The organism is uncultured Enterococcus sp., assembly GCF_913775425.1.
Lineage (GTDB): Bacteria > Bacillota > Bacilli > Lactobacillales > Enterococcaceae > Enterococcus_G.
In genome coordinates, this window is the sequence record NZ_CAJYIS010000059.1 from 37,265 (window position 1) to 48,014 (window position 10,750).

Here is a 10,750-nt window from a genome sequence, read left to right on the forward strand (position 1 = left end):
TAATTTTGGTATGATAAAGTTAACATAAAGGAGGAATGGACATGTCCGCAGCGCAAGAAGTTGAACAAACGATCAATCATTTGTTACACACATTAAAAGCGAGCCAATCACTAAAAGATCAATATGGAAACAAAATTGCCAGCGTCAAGGCTTTAGGCGAACAATTGATCCAGATTGAATTTACCCACAACCAAAAACCTTTAGTTGAACACATCACGCAATTTAAATGCTTTATTGATTAAGTCTTGCCTTCCATCGTTTAGTGTGACAGAAATGTTACGCATTTCGATGGAATTTTTTTGTTATTTTTTCGTATAGTAGAGACATACTAAACGAAAGGATGTTCACGCGTATGAAGAAATTTATTGCATGTTTTTGTATCTTGTTCATCGGTGCTGTGGCTTATTTTCACCAAACCCTCTCTCGTGAAGTACTTGACGTGTATCATTCGTTTGTCGTCTACGCAGCCGTTCCTGAACAGATCCCTTTGAAATTACATACTTTAGACGACCAAGGAAATCCGATTTTGGATTCATATACCTACACCTATCACTTAACTGCAGTAGATAACCAAAAACATACTCAACAAATCACATACGAACGATCCGGAGAAACGGTTATCCCACTAGCCCCAAAAACGTATATCCGTGCCTTTATTTTATTTGGTCACCTGATTGGAACACCTAAACCAATCGAGCTATCTAAAGTACCAACGACGATTTTAGCACAATTAGAATTAAATCAATTGCAACACCAACAACATCTAAAATGGACCGCAAATAATCCGTAACTTGCCTTCTAGATAAGTAATAGAAGGCAAGTTACGGATTATTTATTTTTTTTATCTGAAAGTTCATCATGCTCTAATTGTAGCCCTCGAGCAGCAACTCTAGTCGAAAAGACCACATTCGTTTTGGTATCGCCAAAGCGTTGCAACTGATTAATAAATTCATCGAGTTCGACCGTGTTGGTGAAATATACTTTTAACATCATCGAAAAATCTCCCGTAATACAATCACACTCTACTACATTGGGAACGTCTTCGATAAATCCATAAAAAGATTCCTTATCTTTGGCATTCACTGCACAATGGATATACGCTTTAATAGCAAATCCAATTTTTTGATAGTCCAGTATCGCTTGATAAGAACTGATATATCCTTGGCTTTCTAAATTTTGCAAACGCACAGATACTGATGGTGACGAAATAAAACACTCTTCGGCCATTTGCTTTACTGTCTCTCGTGCATTTTTTTGTAGAATATTTAAAATATTTTGATCAATTGCATCCATCCGCTACACCTCACCTTTTTTTCTATTTTAACGAGCTTAGGCAGAAGATGCAAGCTAGACCTCCCTTTACATGTTAGATTTTATAACACTTACGATAACTTTATTATGTAAACACAAAAAAACTGACCCTCATTTAGGTCAGCTGAAGTTCTTGAAATCTAAGTTGTGCTAAGAAATGCTGTGTTCGTTCTTGTTGAGGTGATTGAAATAAAGTTGTAGCCGACCCACTTTCAATCACGAGTCCATCTGCCATAAATACAACCTGATCGGCTACTTCTTGAGCAAACTGCATTTCATGAGTCACAATCACCATGGTTTGCCCTTGTTGCGCTAATTCACGCATGACTTGTAAGACCTCCTCAACTAATTCTGGATCTAGAGCACTGGTTGGTTCATCAAATAATAATAATTCAGGAGATAAAGCCATCGCACGCGCGATGCCGATTCGCTGTTGTTGACCACCGGATAGCTGGATGGGATAGGCATGTTGTTTATCGCTTAATCCCACTTTAGCCAAATTTTCTAATGCCAGTTTGTGTGCTTGTTTTTTCGGAATTTTTTGTACTGTGCGTAATCCTTCCATAATATTTTCTAAAACGGTCAGATGCTCAAACAACTCGTAAGATTGAAAGACCATCGCGGTGTGTTGTGCAATTTCACGAGCTTGCTTTTTCCCCATTCTGGCAAAATCATATTGCACTTCCCCTAACTGATACAATCCTTCATCGGGTTCTTCTAATACATTTAAGCAACGTAAAAAGGTCGTTTTACCAGAGCCACTTGGCCCAATTATACAGACAACCTCACCTTCTTGAATTGTAAAATCGATATTTTTTAATACTTCTTGTTTGCCAAAACTTTTTTTCAAGGCTTTTACTTGTGCTTTAATCATCTGGTTTCCTCCTTATGAGAACACTTGATTGGCTGATTTTCCAGTCGTCAAGATCTCCATTGTATTACTCAATGCCGTCCAAACGATCTCATCCACTGCACGTTTCGTATGATAGGCAATATGCGGGGTCATCATGACTTGAGGATGAATCGATAGCCGCTGATACCAAGGATTATCGGTATAATTACTGCGATACTCCTCTTCATCTTCTACTGTGTCTAAAATCACTGAGGCAAATGGCGCTGTCTTTAGCCACAACAGCATCGCCTTGGTATCAATGATCGCGCCTCTGGCTGTATTGACGAATACGACATCTTTTTTTAGTTGGTCAAATACTTGCTCATCAATCAAATGGTAACTCTCTTGTGTTTGGGGAAGATGTAAGGAAATGACGTCTGCCTGCGTGATCAAGGTTGTAAACGAACAATACTCGATTCCCTCGTAAGTTCCAAACTGCTTATTCCTTGTGGTCGCAATCACTTTGGCTCCAAGTGCTTGGCAATTTTTTGCTACGACTTTCCCGATCCGCCCCATCCCAACTAATCCTATCGTGACTTCACTCATTTCCTTACCTGCTGGCATCTTATAGTGTTGGATAATTTGTGGTACGTTCCGTAGTCCCATCAAGATCGCCATCACAGCATAATGACCTACAGAAGTTGGACTATATGCAGGTACGTTCGTGATCGTTAAGCCATATTTTTTTGCCCATTCAAAATTCACGCTTTCAACTCCTGTCGATTTGATGGCGATCGTTTGAATCTGATAAGCAGCCAAAATTCGATAGATCTCTTCTGACGTACGCATCACTTGGCTTGGAAACAAACATACACCTTGATGATGCTTTGCTAGATGGACATTGACGGTATCGATCGCTTCATGAACGATCGTGACACGAATCTGATAGCGAAATGCCCATTGATGGATGGTACTTTCCTCTTCTGGCTGCACGCCATAATAAATAATCCTCATTGGCTTCTCCTTTCTAAACGCTGACTGGTTGCGTATATACACTTGCATCGATTAAAGCATTTTGTATGATACGGCAGCCTTGTTGGATTTCTTTAGGACTCGGTTTTGTAAAATTCAAGCGGAAATAACGATCATATCCTTTACCTGAAACACTCATGATATTGCCATGGATAATGGCTAATCCATGTGTTTCAAGATAATCATAAAAACGAAGTGGATCGACTTGTTCAGTCAGATGGCAACAAATAAAATATCCACCTGTTGGTTCAATAACGGTCAATAAGTCACTTGGACACGCTTGTAACCCACTCATCATCAATTTTGCTTGGCGTGCATAAAGTTGCTTTAATGTTTCTACATGCGCTTCAAATGCATAATATTGCATAAATTCAGCAAGCATGACTTGCCAATAAAAATTTGTGTGCGAATCTGTCGTTTGTTTGACTAGAACCAATTTATCAAAGATTGGTGTGGGTGCCACAATAAATCCTAGACGGGTACTTGGTGCTAAGATCTTTGAAAATGAGCCAGCGTAAATCACACGCTCCTCGTCATCCAAACTCTTTATTTTGGGAATCGCTTTTCCTGTATAAAGCAAATCGCCATATGGATCATCTTCTAAAATCAACACATCATATTGACACGCCAGCGCATAGAGCGCTTGACGACGTTCTAACGGCATCGATGTTCCTAAAGGATTTTGAAAAGTTGGGATGACATAGATCAACTTGATTTTGTGTTCATGATCTTGTGCTAAGGTTTTTTCTAAATAAGCAAGATCCATCGATTGTTCCTCAACATCAAAAGGAATCGCTTTAGGAATTGCACCATAGCTTTTGATTGCATTGACAGCACCTGAAAAGGTTTGGGCTTCACACAACACGATATCGCCTTCATTACATAATGTTTTGATAACCAAATCGATGGCTTGTGTCGAACCTGAAACGATCAAAGGATCTTCTTTTACTTGGATGTCGACCGTATTTCGCAAACGAGCAGCAATCAATTGGCGCAATCGGCCATCCCCTTCTGTAGCCCCGTATTGCAAAAAGGTTTCGGGATCGATTTTCGTATACAGTTTTTCTGATATTTTGCCTAAAGTCTCCATCGGAAACGCTTGAACCGATGGATAGCCATATGCAAACGAAATAAGTTGTGTATTTGTTTGACGTTTTTTTGCATTTTCACGTAATACAGATCCTGTTAATGTTTCAATACGGTTGGCAAATGAATAGTTCATATCGCTTCCTCCATTTCGTCTAAGGGTAATTGTTCTCTAAATTTCGCAATAAAGGCTTGTGTTCGTTCTTGTTTTGGATGATGGAAAAAGTGCTTGGGTGGCCCTTGTTCTACAATTTTACCGTGTTCCATAAATACGATATGATCGGCCACTTCATAAGCAAAACGCATTTCATGGGTCACAATGACCATTGTTTGCTTTTGTTTAGCGATCTCTTTCAACACGAGCAAGACTTGTTGGACTAATTCGGGATCTAACGCGCTTGTCGGTTCATCAAATAACATGAGTTTTGGTGCTAAAGCCAACGCACGTGCGATCCCGATTCGTTGTTGCTGTCCTCCAGATAATGCACTAGGATAAAATTGTGCACGCTCACGTAATCCTACCTGATCGAGCAATTCAGCTGCGCGGCTGAAAGCTTCCTCTTTGGTATAGCCTTGTGCTGCCATTAGTGGCAGTGCAATATTTTCTAAAGCATTTTGATTGCGAAATAAAGCATAATGTTGAAAAACCATCGCAGTCTGCTTTTGGTAGGCTACACGCACTTTTTTAGTTAATCGCGCGCTGTCGACTTGCATTTGATCTAGTTTGATCGTGCCTGATTCTGGTTGTTCTAAAAAATTCAAACAACGTAGAAAAGTCGTTTTCCCCGATCCACTTGGTCCTAGTAAGACAATGACACTCCCTTCTTCAATATCAAGATCAAGACCATCCAATACGACGTGTTTACGAAATGATTTTTTAAGTTGGCGAATTTCGATATAGCTCATCAAACAGTCCTCCTAAATTTTTTATGTTGGATTTTCTCATAGCCTTTTGTCGCTTGTTCAATCACAAGACTCAAGCTCCAATACACGATCGCTACGGCAATATAGGCTTCTAAAAAACGATAATTTTGTTGAGCAGTGATTTTAGCTGCTGAAAACACATCGACTACACTAACCATAGAAGCTAATGCTGACGCTTTAATAATTTGGATAAATAAATTACTCAACATTGGAATCGCTGTTGGAAAGGCTTGGGGAAGCAAGACACGACGAATCATCTGACCTCTGTTCATCCCCAGTGAACGAGCAGCATCTAGTTGTCCTTTTTTGACACCTTGGAACACGCCACGGAAAATTTCACTACTATTAATCATCGCCATAAAGCTAAGGGCAAAAATCACGATTGTAATTAACGGAAAGTTTTTAAAACGTAAAGACCAATGCATGGATTGAGCCACATTATCAAATGTTTTAGAAGCAATTAGATAAACTCCTAAGATCAATAAAACGATTGGGATTCCTTTGAAGATGGGCATGGTCCATTGAAATAGCTGAGAAAAAAGCGGGATCTTTAAATAACGAATAAGTGCGATCCCAAGTCCCAATAAGCTACCAATCACTAAAGACGATCCAGACATCCACAACGTGATCCAAATATAACGACTCGCAACCAGCAATGTTTGCAACATGATATCAATATGAAAACTCATTTTCATCCCTGCTTTCTATTTACTGACATAATCTCCTTTAAGATACTTTTCAGATAAAGTTTTTAATGTCCCTTCTTTTTTCAACTCAGCTAAAGCGGTGTTGACCTTTTTGATGAATGCTGGATCGGTTTTTTTATTGAATAAAAGATAAGCATCCGAATTGTGGACTGGTTGATCGCCGATTTTTAGATTTGTATCGAAAGTGCGATTATAGTTATCGACTTGATATTTAGGTGCGAGCGTGGCATCCACTGCTCCTGAAGTTAGCGCTTGAACGATCTGCTCATTATTGTACTCACCATAAACGAGTGTAAACGCATTAGGATGTTCTTTTAGATAATTTTCAGCCATCGCTGCTTGATTGGTCGCTGTTGTCACATAGACTTTTTTCCCTTTCAAATCCTCAAACGTTTGGTAGGGTTCTTTTTTATCGGCATCATAGACGATATACGTATCCCATGTGACATATCCTACATCACCATAAACGAATTTTTCTTTTCGTTCGTCATTCATTTCATATTCATAAGCAGCCATCGTGACCTTGTCACTTTCTAGATTCGACAGGGTCGTTGGAAAATCGGCGCCTTCAAAAACAAAAGTATACTCTGGTAATTTTTCTGCGATCGCTTTGACAACTGCGACATCATAGCCATCGTACTCACCATTTTCATCCAAATAAGCATAAGGCAAGGCATCGTTTCCTGTTCCTACTTTAATCGTTTGATTCGCATCGGCTTTGGCTGTTTTACTTTCTGATTTACATCCAGCTAACGTTGCACTCAATCCAATTACTGCGACCGTCATCATGATCCATTTCAATTGTTTTTTCATATATTTTCTCCTTTATACCCTGTCGATAGGGAATTTTTTTTGAAAAATAAAATACGTGGTTTTGCCAATTGTACGGTTCGTTCGTATTGCACTGTTTTTTCTAATACTTGGAAAACTTGTTCGAGTACGATACTAAGTACGATAAAAATAATCGCCGCTCCAATATATCCTTCTAATGTATGATAAGTGACTGCTCCGATCGCTTTTGCCTTTCCGACTACATCGATCAAACCAATCGTAAAAGCTAATGAGGTATCTTGTAATAAGGCAATTGTCGTTGTCCCAAAAGAAGGAAGTGCGATTTTTAACATTTGCGGGAACAAAATTTTACGGTAAAATTGGTTCCGCGATAACCCACATGCAATGGCCGCTTCTTTTTGATGCTCCGGGATACTTAATATTGCTGCGCGAATCGTTTCCGATTGGAAGGCTGCAGTATTTAATCCATATGTGATGTAAATAAAAATCAGCTTATTCCAGTTGGAGATATCAAGTCCTGTCGCTTGTAAAAGTGCCGGAATCCCGTAATAGACGATATATAGTTGTACTAAGATCGGTGTTCCACGGATAAATGAAACAAATACGGTACTTATTTGTGCGAGTATAGGAACTTTTTCGATGCGACTAAATGCAATCAGCGCACCTAGTACTAAACCGATGCCTGTAGCCATTAGCACGATTCCTAGTGTTACAGGTAGTGCACTTAAAATTTTGGGAAAATACTGAACGATTAATTGCGGTTGAAAAAATTGTGTCATAACAGATCCTCCTTTTGGTTGTCTCCTCTTTGGCTTGTTCCTACTTTAACTCATCTAATTTTAATTTAATACGTTTTTTATCATCAAAATCTAATAATTAGGCAAAAGAATCCTTCTCACTATGAAAACAAAAATGAGAACGCTCTTTTTAGACATAAAAAAAAGCGCGGTCTTTTACAACCTAGCGCTCTCGTTTAGTCGAATACATGCTTGTGCTACTTTTTTTGAAGACTAAATCAATCAATACATACAAAAAAAGAGGCTGTGACCAACTTTTATCACAGTCTCCTTTGGATTTAAACTTCTTTATAGATGTATTCTACTAATTCTTTAGTTTTTTCAAAACCTAAACATGGATCCGTGATCGATTGGCCAAAAGCTTGTTGCCCTGGTTCATTACGGCCATCTTCTAAATAGCTTTCAATCATCAACCCACGAACAGTCTTAGCGATTTTATCGTTCCATTTACGGCTCGAAAGAATTTCTTTGGTGATCCGAACTTGTTCTAAATATTGTTTACCCGAGTTGTCATGGTTTGTATCAACCATCACCATCGGATTATGGAAGGCTTCTTTTTCGTAAAGGTTCGCCGCTTGCAGTAAATCTTCATAATGATAGTTTGGAATCACTTTACCAAACTCATTGACGCCACCACGCAAGATCAAATGCGCAAGTGGATTGGCACTTGTCAACACTTCCATCCCGTTATAGATAAATGATTGTTGGCGTTGTGCCGCGTGTAGCGCATTAAAAGCGATCGACAAATTCCCACTTGTTGGATTTTTCAAGCCAACTGGCGCATCGATTCCACTTGCTACAAAACGATGTTGTTGATCTTCTACTGAACGCGCACCGACAGCATGATAACTAACTAAATCTGACACCACTTCAAAATTTTCAGGATACAACATTTCATCTGCTGTCGTTAATCCAGTTTCAGTCAATACACGACGGTGAATCTTACGTACAGAAACAAGTCCTTGGATCAAATCGACTTCTTCTTCGGGTGATTTTTGGTACAATAGACCTTTATAGCCATCCCCATTTGTTCGAGGTTTATTGGTGTAGACTCGTTGCACGATAAAGACCTTATCTTTGACTTGTTCTTGTAATTGTGACAAACGTTTCGCGTACTCCATCACTGCCAATTCATTATCTGCTGAACAAGGACCCATAACGAGTAAAAAGCGTGGATCGTCCCCTTTGATGATATTGGCTAATTCTATATCGCGTGCTTGTTTATACGCGGTCTGTTCCGCCGTTAGGGTAGAAGTGTTTTTGACTAATTCTAAATTAATGCGACTACTTAATGCTTCAAAACTCATATTTTTCTTCCTTTCTTGATTCCCAGTTCTAATGTCATTCAATTAAAGAGTATAAAAAAACGCCCTTAGCCTAATGCTAAGGGCGAAAGTTTATTCCGCGGTACCACCTTAATTGAAAACGATTCGTTTTCCACTCTGACTCTATGCAATTGTAACCTACTTTAATGTAATTCAATTTGTCAATTTCATCGATTCACAGCAACCATCGACTTTCTGATAGAGGGATTGACCAATCTACTCGGTTATTTCGGTAACGTCAAAACGTTATAGAGAATATACCATAAGCAATTTTTAGCGTCAATCTTTTTTCTACTATTTTTTGTTCTGCCGGTTGTCGGCTATTTTAGATTTAGCTTTTGCTCACGAGCGCTAAAAACCGGTCATCTAAACCAATAGTCTACCTTCACTGATTTGTTCTCTGGCTCTATTTTTTTCGGATTCTTCGTTGTTCTTCTAGTAAAAAGGGCTTTGTATCCAATTTACTAGTACCGTTATTTATCCCGCCATATCCACTATCGACCATAGTCCCCCAGCCTTTTAACGGATCTTTTCCTTGTGCACGAAGCTGAGCATTTTTTTGTCTTAACATCGCTTTTTTACGTGCTTTACGCTCTGCACGTTTTTTCATGATCGTTTGCCAATCCATTAAAATCACTCCTTTTTTGTTTATTATACTCGATTTGATGTCAAAAAAAAAAGGATGTGACAAAAATTGATCACATCCCCTAAAAATCAAATAAATGGCTTATTTCTTAAAGCTGTTCACTTCTATCACAACTTTTTTTCTTTATCGCATTTTACGCTCAAATCGTCGGTAATAATCGATACGTACAAGAATCAAAAAGATGATCCCCACTATTAAAGACACTCTTGTTTCAGGATTGATAAACATAAAAATCAACACGATCGCTAAAAATCCTAACGTCAAATAATTACTATAAGGCGAAAATGGCATCTTAAACGGATGATCCTCCATCAAGTCTTGGTGTTGTGCTCTGAATTTGATCTGACTTAATAAGATAACGATCCAAGGAATCATCCCTGGAAGTACACTTGAACTATATACGACAATAAATAAATTATTGACGCTTGGCAATACAAATGGTAGCAATTCATTTAAGACAAACCCAATCAAAATACCTGCAGACATTGTCACTACTGGAAACAATGGGACACCGTGAGCTGTTAATTTACTAAAGGATTTTGGCATTTCTCCACGCAAGCTCATACTATATAACATCCGACTTGAACTAAAAATCCCTGAATTACATCCAGATAAAGCAGCCGTTAATACGACAAAGTTGATCAGTCCGGCAGCAAATGTAATCCCGATTTTAGAAAAAATCTGAACAAAAGGTGAACCCAGTGTGGTCAATTCATTCCATGGATAGACCGTCACAATGACAAAAATCGCACCGACGTAAAAAACTAAAATTCGACCAACAGTTGATTTGATCGCTTTTGTAATCGTCGATTGAGGATTTTCTGCTTCTCCGGCTGTCATTCCGAGCAATTCGATCCCTTGATACGAAGACACGACGATCGATAAGGCAAAGAAAAAGCCTGTAAATCCACCAGTGAAAAAACCTCCATGTGCCCAAAGATTTGAAAATCCAATCGCACCATCACCAAAACCAAAGAAAATCAACCCAAAACCTGCAATGATCATTAAAATAATCGTGAAGACCTTGATAAATGAAAACCAAAATTCTAATTCACCAAAAAATTTTACAGAAATCAAATTGGCAAGTCCTAATGTCGCAATCGCGATAATCCCTGGAATATACGATGGCAAGTCTGGAAACCAAAATTTCATGTATTCCCCGACTGCAATAATTTCACTCATTCCAACAATTAAATACTCAAATACGTTACTCCATGCTGTAATGTAGCCATATGGTTTGCCTAAATAATTGCTTGCGAAATGAGAAAATGAACCAGAATTTGGCTGAATGTAGAGCA

Annotated in this window: 13 protein-coding genes; 2 read left to right on the forward strand and 11 right to left on the reverse strand. The window is 38.7% G+C overall.

Annotated elements, in window-relative coordinates; genetic code table 11:
* Nucleotides 1–41: 41 nt before the first annotated feature.
* Both QZ413_RS06625 and QZ413_RS06630 read left to right on the forward strand, forming a co-directional pair.
* Entirely contained in the window at nucleotides 42–242 is a 201-nt protein-coding gene (locus QZ413_RS06625; protein WP_297077739.1) for a hypothetical protein, read from the forward strand.
* Between the two features lie 110 nt (nucleotides 243–352).
* Nucleotides 353–790 carry a DUF1093 domain-containing protein gene (locus QZ413_RS06630; RefSeq protein ID WP_297077741.1) on the forward strand — a complete coding sequence of 146 codons (438 nt, stop codon included), beginning with the start codon at nucleotides 353–355 and terminating at the stop codon, nucleotides 788–790.
* Between the two features lie 38 nt (nucleotides 791–828).
* Here QZ413_RS06630 and QZ413_RS06635 read toward each other — a convergent pair whose 3' ends face one another.
* The 11 genes from QZ413_RS06635 to QZ413_RS06685 form a co-directional block, all read right to left on the reverse strand.
* Entirely contained in the window at nucleotides 829–1,293 is a 465-nt protein-coding gene (locus QZ413_RS06635; RefSeq protein WP_297077743.1) for an Lrp/AsnC family transcriptional regulator, read from the reverse strand.
* A 133-nt stretch (nucleotides 1,294–1,426) separates the two neighbouring features.
* Complete coding sequence (locus QZ413_RS06640; RefSeq protein ID WP_297077745.1) at nucleotides 1,427–2,185, reverse strand: amino acid ABC transporter ATP-binding protein; 759 nt, start codon at nucleotides 2,183–2,185, stop codon at nucleotides 1,427–1,429.
* Between the two features lie 12 nt (nucleotides 2,186–2,197).
* Complete coding sequence (locus QZ413_RS06645; RefSeq protein WP_297077747.1) at nucleotides 2,198–3,157, reverse strand: NAD(P)-dependent oxidoreductase; 960 nt, start codon at nucleotides 3,155–3,157, stop codon at nucleotides 2,198–2,200.
* 13 nt (nucleotides 3,158–3,170) lie between these two features.
* The gene (locus QZ413_RS06650) at nucleotides 3,171–4,397 is read right to left on the reverse strand and encodes a PLP-dependent aminotransferase family protein (protein ID WP_297077749.1); all 1,227 of its coding nucleotides are present in this window, start codon (nucleotides 4,395–4,397) and stop codon (nucleotides 3,171–3,173) included.
* Nucleotides 4,394–5,167, reverse strand: a complete 774-nt coding sequence (locus QZ413_RS06655) for an amino acid ABC transporter ATP-binding protein (RefSeq protein WP_297077751.1) — start codon at nucleotides 5,165–5,167, stop codon at nucleotides 4,394–4,396. Before QZ413_RS06655 ends, QZ413_RS06650 begins: the two co-directional genes overlap by 4 nt.
* Complete coding sequence (locus QZ413_RS06660) at nucleotides 5,167–5,874, reverse strand: amino acid ABC transporter permease (RefSeq protein ID WP_297077753.1); 708 nt, start codon at nucleotides 5,872–5,874, stop codon at nucleotides 5,167–5,169. The genes QZ413_RS06655 and QZ413_RS06660 overlap by 1 nt, the downstream gene beginning before the upstream one ends.
* Before the next feature lie 15 nt (nucleotides 5,875–5,889).
* The gene (locus QZ413_RS06665; RefSeq protein ID WP_297077756.1) at nucleotides 5,890–6,705 is read right to left on the reverse strand and encodes a transporter substrate-binding domain-containing protein; all 816 of its coding nucleotides are present in this window, start codon (nucleotides 6,703–6,705) and stop codon (nucleotides 5,890–5,892) included.
* Nucleotides 6,702–7,463 carry an amino acid ABC transporter permease gene (locus QZ413_RS06670; RefSeq protein WP_297077758.1) on the reverse strand — a complete coding sequence of 254 codons (762 nt, stop codon included), beginning with the start codon at nucleotides 7,461–7,463 and terminating at the stop codon, nucleotides 6,702–6,704. Before QZ413_RS06670 ends, QZ413_RS06665 begins: the two co-directional genes overlap by 4 nt.
* A 296-nt stretch (nucleotides 7,464–7,759) precedes the next feature.
* Complete coding sequence (locus QZ413_RS06675; RefSeq protein ID WP_297077766.1) at nucleotides 7,760–8,821, reverse strand: 3-deoxy-7-phosphoheptulonate synthase; 1,062 nt, start codon at nucleotides 8,819–8,821, stop codon at nucleotides 7,760–7,762.
* 391 nt (nucleotides 8,822–9,212) lie between these two features.
* Complete coding sequence (locus QZ413_RS06680) at nucleotides 9,213–9,434, reverse strand: hypothetical protein (protein ID WP_297077760.1); 222 nt, start codon at nucleotides 9,432–9,434, stop codon at nucleotides 9,213–9,215.
* Between the two features lie 141 nt (nucleotides 9,435–9,575).
* The coding region (locus tag QZ413_RS06685) for an amino acid permease (protein ID WP_297077762.1) at nucleotides 9,576–10,750 on the reverse strand (1,175 nt) is incomplete at its 5' end.

Excerpts from the sequence above, each read along its gene's own strand:
- QZ413_RS06665 (WP_297077756.1), bottom strand. The coding sequence starts at position 6,705 with ATGAAAAAACAATTGAAATGGATCATGATGACGGTCGCAGTAATTGGA.
- QZ413_RS06655 (WP_297077751.1), bottom strand. The coding sequence starts at position 5,167 with ATGAGCTATATCGAAATTCGCCAACTTAAAAAATCATTTCGTAAACAC.
- QZ413_RS06635 (WP_297077743.1), bottom strand. The coding sequence starts at position 1,293 with ATGGATGCAATTGATCAAAATATTTTAAATATTCTACAAAAAAATGCA.
- QZ413_RS06680 (WP_297077760.1), bottom strand. The coding sequence starts at position 9,434 with ATGGATTGGCAAACGATCATGAAAAAACGTGCAGAGCGTAAAGCACGT.
- QZ413_RS06625 (WP_297077739.1), top strand. The coding sequence starts at position 42 with ATGTCCGCAGCGCAAGAAGTTGAACAAACGATCAATCATTTGTTACAC.
- QZ413_RS06640 (WP_297077745.1), bottom strand. The coding sequence starts at position 2,185 with ATGATTAAAGCACAAGTAAAAGCCTTGAAAAAAAGTTTTGGCAAACAA.
- QZ413_RS06660 (WP_297077753.1), bottom strand. The coding sequence starts at position 5,874 with ATGAGTTTTCATATTGATATCATGTTGCAAACATTGCTGGTTGCGAGT.
- QZ413_RS06645 (WP_297077747.1), bottom strand. The coding sequence starts at position 3,157 with ATGAGGATTATTTATTATGGCGTGCAGCCAGAAGAGGAAAGTACCATC.
- QZ413_RS06650 (WP_297077749.1), bottom strand. The coding sequence starts at position 4,397 with ATGAACTATTCATTTGCCAACCGTATTGAAACATTAACAGGATCTGTA.
- QZ413_RS06670 (WP_297077758.1), bottom strand. The coding sequence starts at position 7,463 with ATGACACAATTTTTTCAACCGCAATTAATCGTTCAGTATTTTCCCAAA.
- QZ413_RS06630 (WP_297077741.1), top strand. The coding sequence starts at position 353 with ATGAAGAAATTTATTGCATGTTTTTGTATCTTGTTCATCGGTGCTGTG.